At 61.4% G+C, this 21876-nt stretch carries 19 protein-coding genes; 13 read left to right on the forward strand and 6 right to left on the reverse strand.

Annotation, left to right across the window (positions count from 1 at the left end; translation table 11 throughout):
• Positions 1-55 precede the first annotated feature (55 nt).
• The 3 genes from ACXX81_RS01720 to ACXX81_RS01730 are packed head-to-tail and all read left to right on the forward strand — an operon-like array spanning position 56 to position 3746.
• The gene (locus ACXX81_RS01720; protein WP_209985034.1) at positions 56-580 is read left to right on the forward strand and encodes a (2Fe-2S)-binding protein; all 525 of its coding nucleotides are present in this window, start codon (positions 56-58) and stop codon (positions 578-580) included.
• Entirely contained in the window at positions 577-1566 is a 990-nt protein-coding gene (locus ACXX81_RS01725; RefSeq protein ID WP_209985031.1) for an FAD binding domain-containing protein, read from the forward strand. Before ACXX81_RS01720 ends, ACXX81_RS01725 begins: the two co-directional genes overlap by 4 nt.
• Positions 1563-3746, forward strand: a complete 2184-nt coding sequence (locus ACXX81_RS01730) for a xanthine dehydrogenase family protein molybdopterin-binding subunit (RefSeq protein WP_458571114.1) — start codon at positions 1563-1565, stop codon at positions 3744-3746. Before ACXX81_RS01725 ends, ACXX81_RS01730 begins: the two co-directional genes overlap by 4 nt.
• 130 nt (positions 3747-3876) lie before the next feature.
• On the opposite strand, the gene ACXX81_RS01735 is transcribed toward ACXX81_RS01730, so the two are convergent.
• On the reverse strand, positions 3877-5127 hold the full coding sequence (locus tag ACXX81_RS01735) for an MFS transporter (protein WP_209985022.1): 1251 nt from the start codon (positions 5125-5127) through the stop codon (positions 3877-3879).
• 318 nt (positions 5128-5445) lie between these two features.
• Between ACXX81_RS01735 and ACXX81_RS01740 the strand changes: the two genes are divergently transcribed.
• From ACXX81_RS01740 to ACXX81_RS01750, 3 genes are read left to right on the forward strand one after another with little or no spacing between them, the layout of a single operon-like run.
• Positions 5446-6879, forward strand: a complete 1434-nt coding sequence (locus ACXX81_RS01740; RefSeq protein ID WP_231422597.1) for a cytochrome ubiquinol oxidase subunit I — start codon at positions 5446-5448, stop codon at positions 6877-6879.
• 1 nt (position 6880) lies between these two features.
• On the forward strand, positions 6881-7888 hold the full coding sequence (gene cydB / locus ACXX81_RS01745; RefSeq protein WP_209985017.1) for a cytochrome d ubiquinol oxidase subunit II: 1008 nt from the start codon (positions 6881-6883) through the stop codon (positions 7886-7888).
• 12 nt (positions 7889-7900) lie between these two features.
• On the forward strand, positions 7901-8068 hold the full coding sequence (locus ACXX81_RS01750; RefSeq protein WP_010206690.1) for a DUF2474 domain-containing protein: 168 nt from the start codon (positions 7901-7903) through the stop codon (positions 8066-8068).
• Between the two features lie 70 nt (positions 8069-8138).
• Here the strand turns inward: ACXX81_RS01750 and ACXX81_RS01755 are convergent, their stop codons facing one another.
• Both ACXX81_RS01755 and ACXX81_RS01760 read right to left on the reverse strand, forming a co-directional pair.
• The gene (locus ACXX81_RS01755; RefSeq protein WP_209985015.1) at positions 8139-9263 is read right to left on the reverse strand and encodes a methyltransferase; all 1125 of its coding nucleotides are present in this window, start codon (positions 9261-9263) and stop codon (positions 8139-8141) included.
• A 164-nt stretch (positions 9264-9427) separates the two neighbouring features.
• Positions 9428-10138 carry a helix-turn-helix transcriptional regulator gene (locus ACXX81_RS01760; RefSeq protein WP_458571115.1) on the reverse strand — a complete coding sequence of 237 codons (711 nt, stop codon included), beginning with the start codon at positions 10136-10138 and terminating at the stop codon, positions 9428-9430.
• Between the two features lie 424 nt (positions 10139-10562).
• Between ACXX81_RS01760 and ACXX81_RS01765 the strand changes: the two genes are divergently transcribed.
• Positions 10563-11339, forward strand: coding sequence for a ferredoxin--NADP reductase (locus tag ACXX81_RS01765; protein ID WP_458571116.1), 777 nt, complete (start codon positions 10563-10565; stop codon positions 11337-11339).
• 43 nt (positions 11340-11382) lie between these two features.
• On the opposite strand, the gene mscL is transcribed toward ACXX81_RS01765, so the two are convergent.
• Positions 11383-11799 carry a large-conductance mechanosensitive channel protein MscL gene (gene mscL / locus ACXX81_RS01770; protein ID WP_057008679.1) on the reverse strand — a complete coding sequence of 139 codons (417 nt, stop codon included), beginning with the start codon at positions 11797-11799 and terminating at the stop codon, positions 11383-11385.
• A 288-nt stretch (positions 11800-12087) separates the two neighbouring features.
• Between mscL and katB the strand changes: the two genes are divergently transcribed.
• From katB to yjiA, 6 genes are all read left to right on the forward strand, one after another.
• A complete protein-coding gene (gene katB, locus ACXX81_RS01775; RefSeq protein ID WP_231422600.1) occupies positions 12088-13629 on the forward strand; it encodes a catalase KatB in 1542 nt (513 codons plus the stop codon).
• A gap of 51 nt (positions 13630-13680) precedes the next feature.
• Entirely contained in the window at positions 13681-14220 is a 540-nt protein-coding gene (locus ACXX81_RS01780; protein ID WP_209985009.1) for an ankyrin repeat domain-containing protein, read from the forward strand.
• Positions 14221-14255: 35 nt separating this feature from the next.
• Positions 14256-15623 (forward strand): DNA repair protein RadA, encoded by a 1368-nt coding sequence (radA, locus tag ACXX81_RS01785; protein WP_003235145.1) that lies wholly within the window; start codon positions 14256-14258, stop codon positions 15621-15623.
• A gap of 165 nt (positions 15624-15788) precedes the next feature.
• Positions 15789-17855 carry a carbon starvation CstA family protein gene (locus ACXX81_RS01790; protein WP_057008682.1) on the forward strand — a complete coding sequence of 689 codons (2067 nt, stop codon included), beginning with the start codon at positions 15789-15791 and terminating at the stop codon, positions 17853-17855.
• A 15-nt stretch (positions 17856-17870) separates the two neighbouring features.
• The gene (locus ACXX81_RS01795; RefSeq protein ID WP_003176208.1) at positions 17871-18068 is read left to right on the forward strand and encodes a YbdD/YjiX family protein; all 198 of its coding nucleotides are present in this window, start codon (positions 17871-17873) and stop codon (positions 18066-18068) included.
• Positions 18069-18224: 156 nt separating this feature from the next.
• Positions 18225-19184 carry a GTPase gene (yjiA, locus tag ACXX81_RS01800; RefSeq protein ID WP_209985006.1) on the forward strand — a complete coding sequence of 320 codons (960 nt, stop codon included), beginning with the start codon at positions 18225-18227 and terminating at the stop codon, positions 19182-19184.
• 77 nt (positions 19185-19261) lie between these two features.
• Here yjiA and ACXX81_RS01805 read toward each other — a convergent pair.
• A protein-coding gene (locus ACXX81_RS01805) for an IS3 family transposase (protein ID WP_458571117.1) occupies positions 19262-20490 on the reverse strand; the annotation gives its coding sequence in 2 pieces (ribosomal slippage) (positions 19262-20139 and positions 20139-20490; 1230 coding nt in all).
• Between the two features lie 108 nt (positions 20491-20598).
• Positions 20599-21852, reverse strand: coding sequence for a serine hydroxymethyltransferase (gene glyA, locus ACXX81_RS01810; RefSeq protein ID WP_057008684.1), 1254 nt, complete (start codon positions 21850-21852; stop codon positions 20599-20601).
• Positions 21853-21876: the final 24 nt, after the last annotated feature.

Raw genomic sequence — 21876 nt, forward strand, 5'->3', positions numbered from 1 at the left:
CCTGAGACGGCGATTTCCCTAACGCCGCGGATGTACACCAACCCGTGAGGTGTTTATGAGCGCGACCCCCAATGGCGCGGCGGCCCAACCGTTCGTCGCCCACCCAATACGCTTGACCCTCAACGGTCAGGAACGCCAACTGAGCGTGTTGCCCTGGACCACCCTGCTGGACCTGCTGCGCGAACAACTGGACCTGGTCGGCAGCAAGAAAGGCTGTGACCACGGCCAGTGCGGCGCCTGCACCGTGTTGCGCGACGGCAAGCGCGTCAATGCCTGCCTCACCCTGGCCATCATGTGCGACGGTGCCGAGCTGACCACCATCGAAGGCCTGGCCGACGGCGACCGCTTGCACCCGATGCAGCAAGCCTTCATCAAGCACGACGCCTTCCAGTGCGGTTACTGCACTCCCGGCCAAATATGCTCCGCCGTGGGCCTGGTCAACGAAGGCCGTGCCCACGACAGCGCACAGATCCAGGAATTGATGAGCGGCAACCTCTGCCGTTGCGGCGCCTACAGCAATATCCGCGATGCCATTGAAGACGCGCTGCCCGCGTGCCGTCAGCGGGGAGGTGAGCAATGAATCCCTTCCACTACAGCAAGCCTGCCGACGTGCAGGAAGCGGTGCACCTGAGCAGCACGGCCTCGCGCTTCATCGCCGGGGGCACCAACCTGCTGGACCTGATGAAAGAGAACATCAGCCGCCCCGAGCACCTGATCGACATCACCGGCCTGCCGCTGCGCGAGGTGGAAGCTACCGCCGACGGCGGCGTGCGCATCGGCGCCCTGGTCAGTAATGCCGACCTGGCCTGGCACCCGCTGATCGAACAGCGTTACCCGCTGCTGTCCCAGGCCATTCTCGCCGGCGCCTCGCCGCAGCTGCGCAACATGGCCAGCACCGGCGGCAACCTGTTGCAGCGCACCCGTTGCTACTACTTCTACGACGCCGCCGTGCCATGCAACAAGCGCGAGCCCGGCAGTGGTTGCCCGGCGCGCACCGGTTTGAACCGCATCCATGCGATCCTCGGCGCCAGCGACCAGTGCGTTGCCACCCATCCTTCCGACATGTGCGTGGCTCTGGCGGCGCTGGAAGCGCGGGTGCATGTGCAAGGGCGCGCTGGCGCACGGGTCATCGAGTTTGCCGATTTCCATCGCTTGCCTGGTGATGCGCCGCAACGCGACAACCAGTTGGCCGACGACGAGTTGATCACCGCTGTCGAACTGCCGGCCGATCACCTCGCCCGTCACAGCCACTACCTGAAAATCCGCGACCGCGCGTCCTATGCCTTCGCCCTGGTGTCCGTCGCCGCAGCCCTTGAACTGGACGGCGACCGCATCGTTGACGCGCGTCTGGCCCTCGGCGGTGTAGCGCATAAACCCTGGCGCGACCGCGCGGTGGAAAGCGCCTTGATTGGCCAGTCGGTCAGCCGCGAAACCTTCAGCAACGCCGCCGACGCGCTGCTGCAGGATGCCGAGCCGCTTGAGCACAACGGCTTCAAGATCAAGCTGGCACGCCGCGCAATTATCCGCGCCCTGAGCGACGCCGCCGTCGCAGGAGAACAGCCATGAGTGCTATCGGCAAACCCCTGGACCGCGTCGACGGTCTGCTCAAGGTCACCGGGCAAGCGCGCTACGCCGGTGAATTTCCCGAGGGCGGCCTGCTGCACGGCAGCGTGGTCTCCAGCAACATTGCCAAGGGCCGCGTGCTGCGTATCGACGCCTCCCGAGCGCTGGCGCTGCCGGGCGTGGTGGCCGTGATCGACCACCTCAACCGGCCGAAAATTGCCAGCTACGATGACGCCTTCGCCGACGATGATGCGGCGGACGGCTCGCCCTTCCGCCCGTTGTACAACGACCGCGTGCTGTACAGCGGCCAGCCGCTGGCGCTGGTCATCGCCGATAACCTGGAGCTGGCGCGCCACGCCGGTTCCCTGGTGCACATCGAGTACGAAACCGAAGCCTTCGACACCGATCTGGTTGCGCAGCAGGAGAGCGCTCACCCTTCGTCGCAGACCCCGCCCAAACCGCGCGGCAACTTCCAGGCCGAATGGTCCGGCGCGGCCATCAGCCTCGACCTGCATTACAGCACCCCGATCGAACATCACAACCCCATGGAACCCCACGCCAGCACCGTGCTGTATCAGCCGGACGGCACCTTGCACATCCACGACAAGACCCAGGGCCCGCAAAACTGCCAGTCCTATGTGCAGGAGGTGTTCGGCCTGGATAAAAGCCAGGTGCGCATTTTTGCCGCGTTCGTCGGCGGCGCCTTTGGTTCCGGCCTGCGTCCGCAGTACCAGTTGCCGTTGGCGGTGATGGCGTCGCTGTCGCTCAAGCGTTCGGTGCGCGTGACCCTCACCCGCCAGCAGATGTTCACCTTCGGCTACCGCCCGCGCACCCTGCAGCGCCTGCAGATGGGCGCCGCCGCCAATGGTCGCTTGCTGGCCCTGGGGCACACCGCGATTGGCCAGACCTCGCGCTTCGAGGATTTCAGCGAACACGTGGTGGAGTGGAGCGGCATGCTCTACCACTGCGACAACATTCAGCTGACCTACAAACTGGTGCCACTGGACGTCTACACCCCGCTGGACATGCGCGCACCCGGCGCTGCGCTGGGTGTGATCGGCCTGGAATGTGCGATGGATGAACTGGCTTGCGCCCTGGCCATCGACCCGGTGCAACTGCGCCTGATCAACTACGCCGAGCGCAACCAGAACGAAGACAAACCCTGGTCCAGCAAAGCCTTGCGCGAGTGCTACAGCGAAGGCGCCGAGCGTTTTGGCTGGAGCCAGCGCAACCCGGAGCCGCGCAGCATGCGCGACGGTCGTCAGTTGATCGGCTGGGGCATGGCCGGCGGCGTGTGGGAAGCCATGCAGATGAAGGCCAGCGCCAAGGCGCGTCTGGACGCGAACGGCAAACTGACCGTGAGCAGCGCCACCACCGACATCGGTACCGGCACCTACACCGTGATGACGCAGATCGCGGCCCAGGCCAGCGGCGTGGCAATGGCCGATATCAGCTTTCTGCTGGGGGACTCATCCCTGCCCACCGCGCCGTTGCAAGGCGGCTCGTTTACCGTGTCGTCGGTCGGTACGGCGGTGCAGCAGGCGTGCGAAGCGCTTAATGCCAAGTTGCTGAAAATCGCCCAACAGACCTATCCGGCTTTCAAGGACGTGGACACCGCGCGCTTTGAAGACGGTCAACTGCACGCCGGCGAACAGCGCGTGTCCCTGGCGCAGTTGGTCAAGGACAGCGGCGAACAGGCGCTGGAAGTACAGGTCGACAGCGAGCCCGACAAACAGCGCGAAGGCTACGCCACGGCCACTCATTCGGCGGTGTTCGTCGAAGTGCGCGTGGACGAGGACCTGGGCACCATCAAGGTCAGCCGCGTGGTCAGTGCGATTGCTGCCGGGCGCGTGGTCAACCCGAAAATGGCACGCAGCCAGATCCTCGGCGGTGTGGTGTGGGGCATCGGCATGGCGCTGCATGAAGAGACCCAGGTCGACCATCAACTGGGGCGCTACATGAACCACAGCCTGGCCGAGTATCACATTCCGGTTAACGCCGATATCGGCGAGATCGATGTGGTGTTTGTCGAGGAACATGACGAGATCGTCAACGCGCTGGGCTCCAAGGGCGTGGGCGAGATCGGCATTGTCGGCGTGGCGGCGGCGGTGGCGAACGCGGTGTACCACGCCACCGGCAAGCGGGTGCGGGAATTTCCGATCACCCTGGACAAGGTGCTTTAACCATCAACACATGACCCCTGTGGGAGGGGGCTTGCTCCCGATGGCGGTCTATCAGTCACTCAATATCTGACTGATCCACCGCTATCGGGAGCAAGCCCCCTCCCACATTTGCGCCCTGTTACAAGTCGGTTCAGGCAGTGGGTTTCAGAGCGGGTTCTTCCACCGGCACATGCATCCGGTCCCGATTCGCCAGGGTCGGGAACAGTTTGATCCACACCCCGGTCACCACCAGCGTGCCGATCCCGCCCATCACCACGGCGGGCACGGTGCCGAACCAATGGGCGGTAATGCCCGATTCAAACTCACCCAACTGATTCGACGCGCCGATAAACAGGCCGTTGACCGCGCTGACGCGTCCGCGCATTTCATCCGGGGTTTCCAGTTGCACGAACGACGCGCGAATGACCATGCTGATCATGTCCGCCGCGCCCAGCACCACCAGCACCGCCAGGGAAAACCAGAACGAGGTGGAGAGGCCGAAGGCAATGGTTGCCACGCCAAACACACCCACGGCGGTGAACATCACGCGGCCCACTTTGCGGTCGACCGAGAACCGCGCCAGCCACAACGACATCAACAGTGCGCCCACTGCCGGCGCCGAGCGCAACAGGCCCAGGCCCCAGGGACCGGTCAGCAGAATGTCCTTGGCGAACACCGGCAGCAGCGCGGTGGCGCCGCCCAGCAGCACGGCAAACAGGTCGAGGGAGATCGCGCCGAGAATGTCCGGGCGACTGCGGATAAAGCGGATGCCGGCCAGCAACGAGTCCAGCGTGGCCTTGCCTTTGTTCAGTGGCGTCTGGCGGGCAGGCAGGTTGAGCATCAGCACGCAGGCAATGAGGTACAGCACCACGGTGGGGCCGTACACCCAGACGCTGCCGAATGCGTAAAGCAGGCCGCCGAGTGCCGGGGCGACGATGGTGGCCAGTTGCTGGGCCGACTGCGACGAGGCCACCGCCCTTGGGAACAACGCGCTGGGCACGATGCTCGGCAACAGCGCCTGGGTGGTGGGCTGTTCAAAGGAGCGGGCAGCGCCAAGCAGGAAGGCGAGGATGAAGATCATCTCGCGGGTCACGTGGCCGGTCAGGCCGCCGATGGCCAGGGACAGCGCGATCAGGGCCTGCACGGTCTGGCAGATGGCCGCGACCCTGCGCCGCTCATAACGATCGGCCACATGTCCGGTGTGCAGCATGAACAGCACTCGGGGCACGAACTCCACCAGACCGACCAGGCCCAGGTCGAGCACGTTGCCGGTGAGTTGGTAGAGGTTCCAGCCGATGGCCACGGTGAGCATCTGAAAGCCGCTGGCGGTAAAGATCCGCGCCAGCCAGAACGCAATAAAGGGACGGTGATGACGTAACAGCAACGCGGGTTCAGTGGGCATCGAAGGTACTGGCCGGAGCTTGAGGGAACGGCGAGGTTATCATCAAGCTGTAACAAATAGTTGCAAGAACAGCCGTGAGGCAGCCTGTCACGCGTCAATCCACCACACGGCCACTGACACAAAATGGGACTACTCTTTCAGCAATGCTTGATCCAGATCAAAACCTGTGTGGGGCTTGGTCTGGCGGCCGCAAGGCCGGAATCCCTGCGTGGATGGTCATAAAAAGAAACGAATTTGAATTCGCCACACTCCATATCCGTGGGGGCAGTGGATGCGGCCTTCAGCCAGCATTCGGTATTACCTGAAAGAGGAAAACTTATGTTCGGTTTGGAGGCGCTCGATCTCGCCCGAATCCAGTTCGCGTTCACGATCTCGTTCCACATCCTGTTCCCGGCCATTACCATCGGCCTGGCCAGTTACCTCGCGGTGCTGGAAGGCTTGTGGCTTAAGACCCGCAACGACACCTACCGTGACCTCTACCATTTCTGGTCGAAGATCTTTGCCGTCAACTTCGGCATGGGCGTGGTCTCGGGCCTGGTCATGGCCTATCAGTTCGGCACCAACTGGAGCCGTTTCTCGGACTTCGCCGGTGCCGTCACCGGGCCGTTGCTGACCTATGAAGTGCTCACGGCGTTCTTCCTCGAGGCCGGCTTTCTCGGCGTGATGCTGTTCGGCTGGAACAAGGTGGGGCGCAACCTGCACTTCTTTTCCACGGTGATGGTGGCCGTGGGGACGCTGATTTCCACGTTCTGGATTCTGTCGTCCAACAGCTGGATGCAGACGCCCCAGGGCTTTGAAATCATCGATGGCCGGGTGATCCCGACTGACTGGTTCGCCGTGGTCTTCAACCCCTCGTTTCCCTATCGCCTGGCGCACATGGCCACGGCGGCGTTCGTCGCCACGGCGTTCTTCGTCGGTTCCTCGGCGGCCTGGCACCTGCTGCGCGGCAAGGACAACCCGGCGATCCGCAAGATGCTCTCGATGGCGATGTGGATGGCGCTGATCGTCGCGCCCATCCAGGCGGTGATCGGTGACTTCCATGGCCTCAATACCCTGGAGCACCAGCCGGCGAAAATCGCGGCCATCGAAGGTCACTGGGAAAACAAAGGCAATGAGCCGACCCCGTTGATCCTGTTCGGCTGGCCGGACATGAAGGCTGAAAAAACCAAATACGCGGTGGAAATTCCGTACCTGGGCAGCCTGATCCTGACCCACTCCCTGGACAAGCAGGTGCCGGCGCTCAAGGAGTTCCCGCCTGAAGACCGGCCCAACTCGACCGTGGTGTTCTGGTCGTTCCGGGTCATGGTCGGCCTGGGCTTCCTGATGATCTTCACCGGTCTGTTCAGCCTCTGGCTGCGCCGTGGCGACCGGATGTACACGTCCAAACCGTTTCTCTACCTGGCACTGTGGATGGGCCCGTCTGGCCTGATCGCGATTCTCGCCGGCTGGTTCACCACCGAAATCGGCCGTCAGCCGTGGGTGGTCTACGGGCTGATGCGCACAGCCGATGCGTCCTCCGGGCACAGTCTGGCGCAGATGACCATTACGCTGGTGCTGTTCGTGGTGGTGTACTTCGCGCTGTTCGGCGCGGGCCTGGGCTACATGATGCGCCTGGTGCGCAAAGGCCCGGTCACCCACGAAAGTACCGAACCGACCCCCGGCGGCCCTGGCCAGAAACGCACGCCGGCGCGTCCGCTGTCGGCGGCCGATGACGGCACCGATGACGACCACCTCCAGCACAAGGGGCATTGAGATGGGTATTGACCTTCCGCTGATCTGGGCCGTGATCATCATCTTCGGCATCATGATGTACGTGGTGATGGACGGCTTCGACCTGGGTATCGGCATCCTCTTTCCGTTTATTCCGGGCAAGGTCGACCGTGACGTGATGATGAACACCGTCGCGCCGGTGTGGGACGGCAACGAAACCTGGCTGGTGCTCGGCGGCGCGGCGCTGTTCGGCGCGTTCCCGCTGGCCTATTCGGTGGTGCTGTCGGCGCTGTACCTGCCGTTGATCCTGATGCTGATCGGGCTGATCTTTCGCGGCGTGGCCTTCGAGTTCCGCTTCAAGGCCAAGGACCACAAGCGCCACCTGTGGGACAAAGCGTTCATCGGCGGTTCGATCGCTGCGACGTTTTTCCAGGGCGTGGCGCTGGGGGCGTTCATCGATGGCTTCCCGGTGGTCGACCGCCAGTTCGCCGGCGGCTCACTGGACTGGCTCACCCCGTTCACGCTGTTTTGCGGCGTGGCACTGATCTTTGCCTATGCGTTGCTCGGCTGCACCTGGCTGATCATGAAGACCGAAGGCAAGTTGCAGGCGCAGATGCACAGACTGGCGCGGCCGCTGGCCTTTGTGGTGCTGGCGGTGATGGGGATCGTCAGCCTGTGGACGCCGCTGGCCCACGGCGATATCGCATCGCGCTGGTTCAGCCTGCCCAACCTGTTCTGGTTTCTGCCGGTACCGATCCTGGTGCTGGTGACCATGTACGGGCTGATTCGCGCCGTGGCGCGCCATGCGCATTACACGCCGTTCCTGCTGACGCTGGTGCTCATCTTCCTCGGCTACAGCGGCCTTGGCATCAGCCTGTGGCCGAACATCATCCCGCCGTCGGTATCGATCTGGGACGCCGCCGCGCCACCGCAGAGCCAGGGCTTCATGCTGGTGGGCACGTTGTTCATCATCCCGTTCATCCTGGGTTACACCTTCTGGAGCTATTACGTGTTCCGCGGCAAGGTCACCCACGAAGACGGCTATCACTAGGAGGGTCGCACGATGTCCGGCAAACCTTCGTTGCACGAAATCGAACAGGCCGAAAAGCAGCCGCTGTGGCGGCGTCTCGGCTGGCTGGCAATGATCTGGACCGGCAGCGTGCTGGCCCTGTTCGTGGTGGCCAGCCTGATGCGCATGTTCATGAACGCGGCGGGCCTGACCACCCACTGACATCCCTGTCCGGGCTTCGCGGCCCGGTTTTCAGGCCTTGCGCTTCATCTGGAAGGGCAGGGCCTTTTTTTTACTTGCGCGCTTTGAGGATGACGAACTTGGGGGTGGCGGCGACTTGCTCGACGCCACGGAACAGGCGCGCCAATTTGCTGTGATAGCCCAGGTGGCGGTTGCCGACGATATACAGCGCGCCGCCGACCACCAGTGCCTCCCGGGCCTGCTGAAACATGCGCCAGGCGAGGAAGTCGCCGACCACCTGCTGCTGGTGGAAGGGCGGGTTGCACAGCACCACGTCCAGCGATTGCGCTTCCTGACCGGCCAGGCCGTCGCCCGCACGCAGGATGACGTTGCGCGCACCCAGCGCCGCGCGCCAGTTTTCGCCGGCCGATTGAACGGCCATATAGGACTCGTCCACCAGGGTGTATTGCGCCTCGGGGTTGCGCAGCGCGCTGGCAATCGCCAAGACGCCGTTGCCGCAACCGAGATCGGCCACGCGGGCACTGCCCAGGTTGGTCGGCAGGTGCGGGAGGAAGGCGCGGGTGCCAATGTCGAGGCCTTCGCGGCAGAACACGTTGGCGTGGTTGAGCAGCGTGATGGCGGGCGTGTCCAGCGTGTAGCGGGTGGGGTAGGGCGACACGGCGGCCGGGCGATCTTCCACGGTGGCGATCAGCAAACGGGCCTTTTTCACCGCCAGTGAGGCATGCATCGGCCCGATGTAGCGTTCGAGCAGTTCGCCGGCTGCCCGTGGCAAGTGTTTGACCATCGCCCCGGCAATCACCTCGGCACCCGGCGCCAGTTGGCCTTGCAGGCGGATCAGCTGTTCTTCAAGCAATGCCAGGGTTTTGGGGACGCGTACCAGCACCCGGTCGAAGGGCCCTGTCGGCACCTCGTTGGCCGGCACAAACGGCACGGCATCGAATGCCCTGGCGTTGCGCAGAAGATTTTTTTCGAGGCCCTGAGCGGCCAGGAACGAGTCACCGCTGGACGTCACCTGTACCCGGCCTTCCAGGCTCGCCGCCAACGCGCCGAAACTGTCGTTGAGCACCAGCACTCGGGTTGCCATCGTCGGTTGCTGCGCGGCCAGGTGGCTGAGCAGGTACTCGTCGGCTGCATCGAATGCCTGCAGCGGGTCATTGTGTTGCTCTGGCTGGCGAATCAGATCGAGCTGGGCGAAGGGGCTGTCGAGCAAGGGCATGGCGGGGGAAACTCTGGGTCAACGATGAGCGTCGTGGCGGAAAGACCTGCCGCAACCATCTGAGCGAACTGCGAGGCGAGCCCTCGGGGCTGCATCAACACTCAGATTTGGCCACAAATGTTACTTTTTTTTCGATGGGATTACATGGGGCGTTTACGCACCGGTCAAAACAGGCCGGCCTTGGACGCGCAGAGCACGGCGGCGATCTTGCTGTTGACGCCCAGCTTCTTGAGGCAACTGCTGATATGAAAGCCCACCGTGCGCTCGGCCAGACACAGGATGGTGGCGATCTCAGACGCTGTCTTGCCCATGGCCGACCAGCGCAGGATTTCCGTTTCCCGTGGTGTCAGCTTGCAAGGAGGGCTGATGCCGGGCGTATCGGCAAATTTCTGCGCGACCACCGCGTGCATCGCATGGCACATCCAGAGCACCTGGCCGGCTTTTTCGTAAAGCTCCTCGGGGCTGACCTCGCGCTTGCTTCGACCCAGGGTCAGCATGCTGAACACGCCCTGGAAATCATGCACCGCCTGCGTCCATCCCTGATGTACGCCAAACGACTTGGCCAGCGCCCATAAATCAGGGGTGGCAGCGAAGGTTTTTTCCTCCCAGACAATAGGCAGCACGCTGCGTTTGCAATGAGCGACTATGGGATCAACTTCAAAGAAGTGAGCTTGTTTATAGGTGCTGGTCCATTCATTTGGGTAATTGTTGAAATTGATGGGTTTCGTTTGGTTGTTGGATTGTTGTGAGCTCATTGTAAACGAACAGTATTCAAATCCGAGTTCGTAGGTCTGATTAATAACCATCTCATAAACAGTGGTGGTCTTGTTCTCGCCTTCCAGCTTGGAAAGCCTCGTGTTTCGCCAGTTGACCATCAGGAACGCTCCATGAATTTTGGTGTGACTTGGGTACGTCCCAGCTCCCAACGCGGCACGAAAACAGTGTAGGACATGACTTGCAGGATTGAACGAAAAATCTTCTTTAAATGTCAGATGGGATCTTTGGTTCTTTGTACGAGGACAAGGGATTTGTATAACTTAATTGATTAAGCGGTTGAATTTCGGCCTGTCTACTCAGAGGTTGCAGCTAATTAAGAGGGGTGTTGGAAGCAGCGTAATAGCGAAATGTTCAGTAATCGTTATAAACATGCGATGCCAAGCAAGTGTATCTAAAAGTTAACACATTACCCTTCGTTACAGAGTGCCGCGGTGGCAACCAGTGGCAATGCCAGTACAAACCGACGGTGTTTAACCGCCAGGGTTTGAGGGACACTAGGGCACCTGTAGAACGGAGCCTCCCATGACGGCCAGTGCTGAGAAATTTACCCGCCAGACCTTGCTCGATGTGCAATCGCTGACCCCCAGCCTGTTTACCCTGCGCACTACCCGCGACGCCGGCTTTCGGTTCACCGCCGGCCAGTTCGTGCGGCTGGGCGTGACCAGGGCGGATGGCAGCACCGTATGGCGTGCCTATTCCATCGTGTCTTCGCCGTTCGACGAGCACCTCGATTTCTTCTCCATTGTGGTGCCGGGTGGCGAATTCACCAGTGAGCTCAGCCGCCTGAAGGTGGGCGATACCTTGATGGTGGAACGCCAGGCCACGGGCTATCTGACCCTGAACCGTTTCGTCGATGGACGCGATTTGTGGCTGCTGGGCACCGGCACTGGCGTGGCGCCGTTCCTGTCAATCCTGCAGGATTTTGAGGTGTGGGAAAAATTCGAGCGCATCGTGCTGGTGTACAGCGCCCGCGAGGCGAGGGAGTTGGCCTATCAATCGCTGATCAGGGAGCTGGGTGAGCGCGAGTACCTGGCCGAGTTCGCGCACAAGCTCACGTATGTGCCGATTGTTACCCGCGAGCAGCATCCGGGCGCCTTGAATGGGCGTATCACCACCCTGATCGAAAACGGCGAACTGGAACGCGCGGCCGGCGTTGCGCTTACCCCGGAGCACTCCCGCGTGCTGATCTGCGGCAACCCGCAGATGGTCGATGACACACGTCAGTTGCTCAAGCAGCGCGACCTGCAGTTGAGCCTGAGGCGGCGCCCCGGGCAGGTGGCGGTGGAAAACTACTGGTAAGCAAAAAGGCGCCCGCAGGCGCCTTTTGCGAAAGCCGTTGGGCCTACAGCGGCTTGTCGTTCTGCGCCTTGAGCAGATCGCGGATCTCACCCAGCAGCACTTCCTCTTTGGTCGGCACGGGTGGCAGGCTGGGGGCCTTGGCTTCTTCACGCTTGAGGCGGTTGATGACCTTCACGCCCATGAAGATCGCAAACGCGACGATGAGGAAGTCGACCACGCTCTGGATGAACTTGCCGTAGGCCAGCACCACGGCCGGTGCATCGCCCTGGGCTGCCTTGAGCGTTACCGCCAGGTCGCCGAAATCGACGCCGCCGATCAACAGGCCCAGGGGTGGCATCACCACATCGCCCACAAATGAGGACACGATTTTGCCGAAGGCGGCGCCGATGATGATACCGACAGCCATGTCGACCACATTACCTTTGACCGCGAAGGCCTTGAACTCACTGATCACGCTCATAGGTTTATTCCTTGTTACACATGAGAAGGGTGGGGCTCAGTGTAAGGCAGTCATAGCGGACTCGCCCGACACAACTGTTAACACTGCCAGGTTTTATCGACACACCAAATCGCAAATAGTTTGCAAAGTGCCACCAATCGCGCGCGAAATACGCGCTATTTGACGGCGTTGCGAGAATAATTTCTCAATCGGCCTGGTGGGCTTTTTCTATTTATCTTCTGACTCCCGGGTCACTAGCCTCTGGCAAGCACAACTGAATGTGCGCTAAAAAAACCAGAGGAAACCTCGATGAATATTTCAACGAACCGTGGGCCCATACTGGCGCGACATGCCTTGCTGCTGGCCACCGCCAGCCTGCTCTCGCTGTCCGTACAGGCCGCCAACCTCACCCGTGACAACGGTGCCGCCGTCGGCGACAACCAGAACTCCCAGACCGCCGGCCCCAATGGCCCGGTCCTGCTGCAAGACGTGCAGCTTATCCAGAAACTGCAGCGCTTTGACCGCGAACGCATCCCGGAGCGGGTGGTGCACGCGCGTGGCACTGGCGCCCACGGCACCTTTACCGTCACCGACAACCTCAGCGACCTGACCAAGGCCAAGGTCTTCGCCGCCGGCGAAGCCACTCCGGTGTTCGTACGTTTCTCGGCCGTGGTGCACGGCAACCATTCGCCGGAAACCCTGCGTGATCCACGCGGTTTCGCCACCAAGTTCTATACCGCCGAAGGCAACTGGGACCTGGTCGGGAATAACTTCCCGACCTTCTTTATTCGCGATGCTATCAAGTTCCCGGACATGGTCCACGCGTTCAAACCCGATCCGCGTACCAACCTGGATGATGACTCCCGTCGTTTCGACTTCTTCTCCCATGTACCGGAGTCCACCCGGACATTGACCGAGCTGTACTCCGACTCGGGCACGCCGGCCAGTTACCGTGAGATGGACGGCAACGGCGTACATGCCTACAAACTGATTAACGCCAAAGGCGAAGTGCACTACGTCAAGTTCCACTGGAAGAGCCTGCAAGGCATCAAGAACCTTGATCCCGAGCAAGTCACCCAGGTGCAGGGGCGTGATTACAGCCATATGACCAATGACCTGGTCACCCATATCAACAAGGGCGACTTCCCCAAGTGGGACTTGTATGTGCAGGTGCTCAAGCCTGAAGACCTGGCCAAGTTCGATTTCGACCCGCTGGACGCCACCAAGATCTGGCCAAACGTACCCGAGCGCAAAGTTGGGCAAATGGTGCTGAACCGCAACCCGGCGAACGTCTTCCAGGAAACCGAGCAGGTGGCCATGGCCCCGGCCAACCTGGTGCCGGGCATCGAGCCTTCGGAAGACCGTCTGCTGCAAGGTCGGGTGTTCTCCTATGCCGACACCCAGATGTACCGCCTGGGCGCCAACGCCTTGCAATTGCCGATCAACGCGCCACGCGTAACCGTCAACAACGGTAATCAGGACGGCACCCTCAACAGCGGCAAAACCACCAGCGGCGTGAACTACCAGCCAAGCCGTCTGGAAAATCGCGAAGAGCCGCAAGCCGCACGTTACAGCCAGTCGGCCCTGACCGGCAGCACCCAGCAGGCGAAGATCCAGCGCGAGCAGAACTTCAAGCAGGCCGGCGACCTGTATCGCTCCTACACCCCCAAAGAGCGCCAGGACCTGATCGACAACTTCGGTGGCTCGCTGGCCACTACCGATGACGAGAGCAAGCACATCATCCTCTCGTTCCTCTACAAGGCGGACCCGGAGTACGGCACCGGCGTGACCAAGGTCGCCAAGGGTGACCTGGCCCGCGTGAAGGCGCTGGCGGAAAAACTCAAAGACTGACCCGCAGGCTGTGGTCGGCGCCCCCAGGGCGCCGACCCTTTGGAGAACACTATGCGTATTTCCATCGGTTTACTGATTGCCATGCTGGCCTTTGGCGCCCATGCCGAATCGCCTGACCCGGTCGCGCTCAAGGCGCAGCTTCAGGACTATTACTTCGACGCCGCCCGCCGTGGCGATCTCGACATGCTCAACACCTTCATCGAGTCGGGCTACGCGCTCAACACCCAGGACGACAAGGGCTACACCGCGTTGATCCTCGCCGCCTATCACGGCGAAAGCGCCTACGTTGAGCGCCTGCTGGCGGCCGGTGCCGATGCCTGTGTGCAGGACAAACGCGGCAACACCGCGCTGATGGGGGCGATCTTCAAAGGCGAGCTGAAAATCGCCCAGCGCCTGCTGGCCACCGACTGCAACCCCGACCAGCGCAATGGCGCCGGGCAGACGGCGGCGATGTACGCCGGGCTGTTCAAGCGCGTCGAACTGCTCGACGCGCTGAAGGCCAAGGGCGCCGATCTCAATGCGCAGGACCCGGTCGGCAACAGCGCGGCACGCTTGGCCAGCGGTGAAATCCGGACCCCGGCCTCGCGCTGAGCTATCATCGCGGTTTTTCGGTTGGAGGTTCTCAAATGGCAAAGGCCAAGCGCATGTACGGCTGCACCGAGTGCGGCGCGACCTTTCCCAAGTGGGCCGGCCAGTGCACCGAGTGCGGTGCGTGGAACACCCTTACGGAAACCATGATCGAGAGCGGCGGCGCTGCGGCCCCCACCGGTCGGGCCGGCTGGACCGGGCAGCAGGCGCAGATCAAGACCCTGGCCGAAGTCAGCGTCGAAGAGATTCCGCGTTTCTCCACCGCCTCCGGTGAGCTCGACCGCGTCCTCGGCGGCGGGCTGGTGGACGGTTCGGTGGTGCTGATCGGCGGCGACCCCGGCATCGGTAAATCGACGATCCTGTTGCAAACCCTGTGCAGCATCGCCAGCCGCATGCCGGCGCTGTACGTCACCGGTGAGGAATCCCAGCAGCAAGTGGCCATGCGCGCCCGCCGTCTCGGTCTGCCCCAGGACCAACTGCGGGTGATGACCGAAACCTGCATCGAAAGCATCATCGCCACCGCCCGTATCGAAAAGCCCAAGGTGATGGTGATCGACTCGATCCAGACGATTTTTACCGAACAACTGCAATCGGCGCCGGGCGGCGTGTCCCAGGTGCGCGAGAGCGCGGCGCTGCTGGTGCGCTATGCCAAGCAGAGCGGCACGGCGATCTTCCTGGTGGGCCATGTGACCAAGGAGGGCGCATTGGCCGGGCCGCGGGTGTTGGAACACATGGTCGATACCGTGCTGTATTTCGAAGGGGAGTCCGACGGCCGCCTGCGTCTGCTGCGGGCGGTGAAGAACCGCTTCGGCGCCGTCAACGAATTGGGCGTGTTCGCCATGACAGACCGCGGGCTCAAGGAAGTCTCCAATCCCTCGGCGATTTTTCTCACGCGCGCCCAGGAGGAAGTCCCGGGCAGCGTGGTCATGGCAACCTGGGAAGGCACCCGGCCGATGCTGGTGGAAGTGCAGGCACTGGTGGACGACAGTCACCTGGCCAACCCGCGCCGTGTCACCCTCGGCCTGGACCAGAACCGTCTGGCAATGCTGCTCGCGGTGCTGCACCGTCACGGCGGTATCCCCACCCACGACCAGGACGTGTTCCTCAACGTGGTGGGCGGGGTCAAGGTGCTGGAGACCGCTTCCGACCTGGCCTTGATGGCGGCGGTGATGTCCAGCCTGCGCAACCGGCCGTTGCCCCATGACTTGCTGGTGTTTGGCGAGGTTGGCCTGTCGGGCGAAGTGCGGCCGGTGCCCAGTGGGCAGGAGCGCTTGAAGGAGGCGGCCAAGCATGGCTTCAAGCGGGCGATCGTGCCCAAGGGCAACGCACCGAAGGAATCGCCGCCGGGCATACAGATTATCGGGGTGACACGCCTGGAGCAGGCGCTGGATGCCTTGTTCGAGTAATCAGCCACACAGTAAAACAATCTGGGGTGGCTGCCGATTTTTCGGCAATGCCTGCATTTTTTTGCCATCGCAAGGCTCTAGACCAACGTGGGGGGTGGCCTTTAGGGCAAGGAGCGCTAAACTCCGAATGGCTGTCTTTCTGTCCACCCTGGCTGGAATATAAAAATGAAAAATAATAATAGCCTGCTACGCCACCTGCCCTGGCTGGTGCTGGCAGTTGTAGGAGCATGCGCCCTGGGCGTAGTGGCCTTGCGCCGCGGCGAGGCGATCAACGCCTTGTGGATTGTGGTCGCGGCCGTGGCCATCTATCTGGTCGCGTACCGTTATTACAGTCTGTTCATCGCTAACAACGTGATGCAACTCGATCCACGTCGGGCCACGCCCGCAGTGGTCAACAACGACGGTCTGGACTATGTGCCGACCAACAAACACATCCTCTTCGGGCACCACTTTGCGGCGATTGCCGGTGCAGGCCCGTTGGTCGGCCCGGTGCTGGCGGCGCAGATGGGCTATCTGCCCGGCACACTGTGGCTGATTGCCGGCGTGGTACTGGCCGGTGCGGTGCAGGACTTCATGGTCCTGTTCCTGTCCACCCGCCGTAACGGCCGCTCTCTGGGCGACATGGTGCGCGAAGAGATGGGCCGCATTCCCGGCACTATCGCGCTGTTCGGTTGCTTCCTGATCATGATCATCATCCTCGCGGTGCTGGCGCTGATCGTGGTCAAGGCCCTGGCCGAGAGCCCGTGGGGCATCTTCACGGTGATGGCGACCATCCCGATTGCGATGTTCATGGGCATCTACATGCGCTACATCCGCCCCGGCCGTATCGGCGAGATCTCGATCATCGGCGTGCTGTTGCTGCTCGGTTCGATCTGGCTGGGCGGGCAGATTGCCGCCGACCCGGTCTGGGCCAAGGCCTTTACCTTTACCGGTATCCAGATCACCTGGATGCTGATCGGCTACGGGTTTGTGGCAGCGGTGCTGCCGGTGTGGCTGATCCTCGCGCCACGTGACTACCTGTCCACGTTCCTCAAGATCGGCACCATCATTGCGCTGGCCATCGGCATCCTGGTGACCATGCCCGACCTGAAAATGCCGGCACTCACCCAGTTCATCGACGGCACCGGCCCGGTGTGGAAGGGCGGTCTGTTCCCGTTCCTGTTCATCACCATCGCCTGTGGCGCGGTTTCGGGGTTCCACGCGCTGATTTCCTCGGGCACCACGCCCAAGCTGCTCGCCAGCGAAAGCCACGCCCGTTACATCGGGTACGGCGGCATGCTGATGGAGTCGTTCGTGGCCATCATGGCGATGGTTGCCGCGTCGGTGATCGAGCCGGGCGTGTACTTCGCCATGAACAGCCCGGCCGCGATTGTCGGCACCGACGTGGTGACCGTGGCGCAGACCGTCAGCAGCTGGGGTTTTGCAATCACCCCCGAAGCGTTGTCGGCCGTGGCCCATGACATCGGTGAAACCACCATCCTGGCGCGTGCCGGCGGTGCACCGACCCTGGCCGTGGGGATCGCGCAGATCCTGCACAGTGTGCTGCCGGGTGAAAACACCATGGCGTTCTGGTACCACTTTGCGATCCTGTTCGAAGCGCTGTTCATCCTGACCGCAGTGGACGCCGGCACCCGTGCCGGGCGCTTCATGCTGCAGGACCTGCTGGGCTCCTTCGTGCCGGCGCTCAAACGCACCGAATCCTGGACCGCCAACCTGATCGCCACCGCAGGCTGCGTGGCGATGTGGGGCTACCTGCTGTACCAGGGCGTGATCGACCCGTTGGGTGGCATCAACACCTTGTGGCCGCTGTTCGGTATCTCCAACCAGATGCTGGCCGGTATCGCGCTGATGCTCGCCACCGTGGTGCTGATCAAAATGAAACGCCAACGCTACATCTGGGTGACCATGGTGCCGGCGATATGGCTGCTGATCTGCACCACCACCGCAGGCTTCATCAAGCTGTTCGACGCCAACCCTGCAATCGGTTTCCTGTCCCTGGCGAAGAAGTACAGCGATGCCCTGGCCAATGGTCAGATCCTCGCGCCGGCGAAGAGCGTCGACCAGATGCAGCACGTGATCTGGAACGCCTACACCAACGCAACGCTGACGGTGCTGTTCCTGTTCGTGGTGTTCAGCATCCTGTTCTATGCGCTCAAGGTTGGCGTAGCGGCCTGGGGCAACAAGGAACGTACGGATAAAGAAGCGCCATTCCAGGCCGTACCGGACGCATAACCGAGGATTGCAAACATGTTCAATGACATCAGTCGCCTCGGTAAATACCTCGGTCAGGCCGCACGCCTGATGGTCGGCATGCCCGACTACGACACCTACGTCGAGCATATGCAAACCAAACACCCGGACAAGCCGATGATGGACTACAAGGCGTTCTTCCGTGAACGCCAGGAGGCGCGATACGGCGGCAAGGGTGGGCCCAAGTGCTGCTAGCCCGATAACCTCGGGATGGCGGTGATCCCTTGTGGGAGGGGGCTTGCTCCCGATAGCGGTGTGTCAGTGATACACAAGTGCCTGACACACTGCTATCGGGAGCAAGCCCCCTCCCACATTTGTTTTATGTTCCTTCAGTTATAAGGAGAACTGTCTTTGTCCTCTCCCATTCCGGTAACCGTTCTCAGCGGTTTCCTCGGCGCCGGCAAGACCACCTTGCTGCGCCACCTGCTCAAGGCCGAGCACGGTCTTAAAATCGCCGTGATCGAAAACGAATTCAGCGATGCCGGCATCGATACCCAGCTGTTGGGCGCCGAACCCGTGCAAGTCATGACCCTGTCCAACGGCTGCGTGTGCTGCACCATTCACACCGACCTGACCAAAGCCCTCTACCTGCTGCTCGAACGTCTGGACAGTGGCGAGATCGCCTTCGACCGCCTGGTGATCGAGTGCACCGGCCTTGCCGACCCCGCGCCCGTGGCCCAGACCTTCTTCATCGACGAGGACTTGCGCGAGCGCTACATCCTCGACGGGATCATCACCCTGGTGGACGCGGCCCACGCCGAGCACCACCTGACCCAGACCATTGCCCAGGCGCAGATCGGCTTTGCCGACCGCCTGCTGGTGAGCAAGCGTGACCTGGTGGACGACGCCACGTTCGACGCCCTCAGCGAGCGCCTGACCCGCATCAACCGGCGCGCGCCGATTCGCGTGGTGGACCACGGCAACATCGACCTGGCCGAATTGCTCGATGTGCGCGGTTTCAATCTCAACGCCGGCATGAGCCTGCGCCCGGTAAGCAAGGCGCCGTCCATCGATCGTATTTCCAGCCTGGTGCTGCGCACCGATCAGCCGCTGGATATCGACCGGCTCAGTGAGTTCATGAACGAGCTGCTCGAAGACCACGGCAAGCAACTGCTGCGCTACAAGGGCGTGCTCAACATTACCGGGGAAGACCGGCGCATGGTGTTCCAGGGCGTGCTGAAGTTGTACGGCTTCGATTGGGATACCGAATGGGCCGAGGGCGAGGCGCGGGAAAGTGTGATTGTGTTTATTGCCGATGAGTTGCCGGAAGACAAAATCCGCGAAGGCTTTGCGCGGGTCTACCAACCCTGACCTGACTGACTTGAAATGCAATCAAATGTATTTCAAATTTGGAATTTGTCTAGTCCTGAAATAGGTTTACACCTGTTTCAGTCTAAAAACGCCTGATGCACCGCATCGGGCGTTTTGTATTTCAGGGATAAGTGCGGCCGCTCCCCGTTGTAGATCAGCACCGACTCATCCACCATTTTTACGGCATCCGCCAAATCTTTGGGCCGGTGCAGCAAAAACTCAGTTTTCAAAATCCCGTTTACCCGCTCTGCCATCGCGTTCTGATAGCAATCGTAGCCGTCCGTCATTGAGCACTTGATCCCATGCTTGGCGTGCATTTGCTGGTACAGGTCGGAGCAGTATTGGGCCCCGCGATCCGAGTGATGGATCAGCGATTGCTTGGATTTTCGCTGGCTAACAGCTTTCTGCAATGCTTTGACCACCGACTCCGTATGCAGGCTGTCATGCACATGATGACCCACGATCTTGCGTGAGTACGCGTCTGTTATCAGGCTGACGTAAACAACACTTTCCCGCGTGGGCAGATAGGTAATATCTGCAACCCAAACCTGCTCGGGCCTGCCAGCGACAACTTGTTCCGGGCCTGCTTTGAGCAGGTTGGGATGGCGGCGGAACCGATGATGGCTATGCGTAGTTTTATGATAAGCACGCTTTCGAGGAACCAGCTCTCGCGCTTCGCGCAAGATGGAAAAAAGACGGTCTCGACCAACAATTACCTGCGCTTCAGCCTCAGTGCTCATCAGATAATGCAGCTTGCGCGTGCCTAACCTCGGCTGGCGACGCCGCTTTTCCAGAACAAAGTCCACTACTTGCTGGTCTTGGTGAGCTCTCGCATCAACGGCTCGGTTACGTTTGTAATACGCTTGGCGCGAAATTCCCATGAACAGGCAAGCCCTGGTAATGCTCAGGTCTTGGATTTGCCCTTGCGAGAGGACTTGCCGGGTCGCTTTTTTACGATGGACACACCGTAATCATTTTTCAAGACGTTCACGACAGCTTCAAAGAACTGGGCCTTTTGATTGCTCAGCGCCAACTGTTCTTCAAGCTCTTTAATCCGCTGCTCGGGTGTCAGCGGGAGGTTGGGGTCGGTCATCGGCCTGCTCCGCGGCGCTCGGATTGAGGCGCCTTGGCTCCAGTCCTGTCGGCCATGCTTGCGTAGCCAAACCAGTACCGTGGACCGGCCCTGAATGCCAAAGCGCCGTTGAGCCTCTTTATAACTCAACTCGCCTTTTTCGACTTGGTCTACGACCGACAATTTAAAAGCTAGCGTGTAATCGCGTTGGCTGCGCCTTTTTCCCGTATCCATTGAGTCCTCCTGAAGAAAGGTCAGAAGGTGTAAACCTTATTCAGGACGGGACAATTGGCATAAAAAAGCCCGGCTCTAGAGCCGGGCTTCTTGTTCAAGCAACTGCAATCAGGCGCCGTACACCGGCAGCTTCTTGCAGATGGCCTTGACCTTCTCACGAACAGAATCAATCACTGCTTCGTTGTTCAGGTCAGCCAGGATGTCGCAGATCCAGCCGGCCAGTTCCTTGCACTCTGCTTCCTTGAAGCCACGGGTGGTCACTGCCGGGGTGCCGAAGCGCAGGCCGGAGGTGACGAACGGCGAACGTGGGTCGTTCGGCACGGAGTTCTTGTTCACGGTGATGAAGGCTTTGCCCAGCGCAGCGTCAGCGTCCTTGCCGGAAATGTCCTGCTTGATCAGCGACAGCAGGAACAGGTGGTTCTCGGTACCGCCGGACACCACGTCAAAACCACGCTCGATGAACACGCCGGCCATGGCCTTGGCGTTTTTCACCACTTGCTGCTGGTAGGTCTTGAACTCAGGCTGCAAGGCTTCCTTGAAGCAGATCGCCTTGGCCGCGATCACGTGCTCCAGCGGGCCGCCCTGGGCGCCCGGGAATACCGCGGAGTTCAGCTTCTTCTCGATCTCGGCATTGGCGCGCGCCAGGATCAGGCCGCCACGTGGACCGCGCAGGGTTTTGTGGGTGGTGGTGGTGACCACGTCAGCGTAAGGCACCGGGTTCGGGTAGACGCCAGCGGCGACCAGACCGGCCACGTGGGCCATGTCGACGAACAGGTAAGCACCGACCTTGTCGGCGATGGCGCGGAAGCGCGGGAAGTCGAGGATCTGCGAGTAGGCAGAGAAGCCGGCCACGATCATTTTCGGCTTGTGCTCAACGGCCAGGCGCTCGACTTCGTCGTAGTCGATCAAGCCGTTGGCGTCGATACCGTATTGAACGGCGTTGTACAGCTTGCCGGAGGAGGACACGCTGGCGCCGTGGGTCAGGTGACCGCCGTGGGCCAGGCTCATGCCCAGGATGGTGTCGCCGCCTTGCAGCAGGGCCAGGTACACCGCGCTGTTGGCCTGGGAACCGGCGTGTGGCTGGACGTTGGCGTAATCGGCGCCGAACAGTTCCTTGGCGCGGTCGATGGCAAGCTGCTCAACCACGTCGACGTATTCGCAGCCACCGTAGTAGCGCTTGCCCGGGTAGCCTTCGGCGTACTTGTTGGTCAGTACCGAACCTTGAGCTTCCATCACCGCAGGGCTGGTGTAGTTTTCCGAAGCGATCAGCTCGATGTGCTCTTCCTGGCGCACGGCTTCTTGCTCCATGGCGGCGAAGAGATCGGCGTCGTACTTGGCAATAGTCAAATCACGGCTGAACATGGCAGTCCTCAAGGATCGGGGGCA

Source organism: Pseudomonas sp. GNP013 (assembly GCF_054343995.1).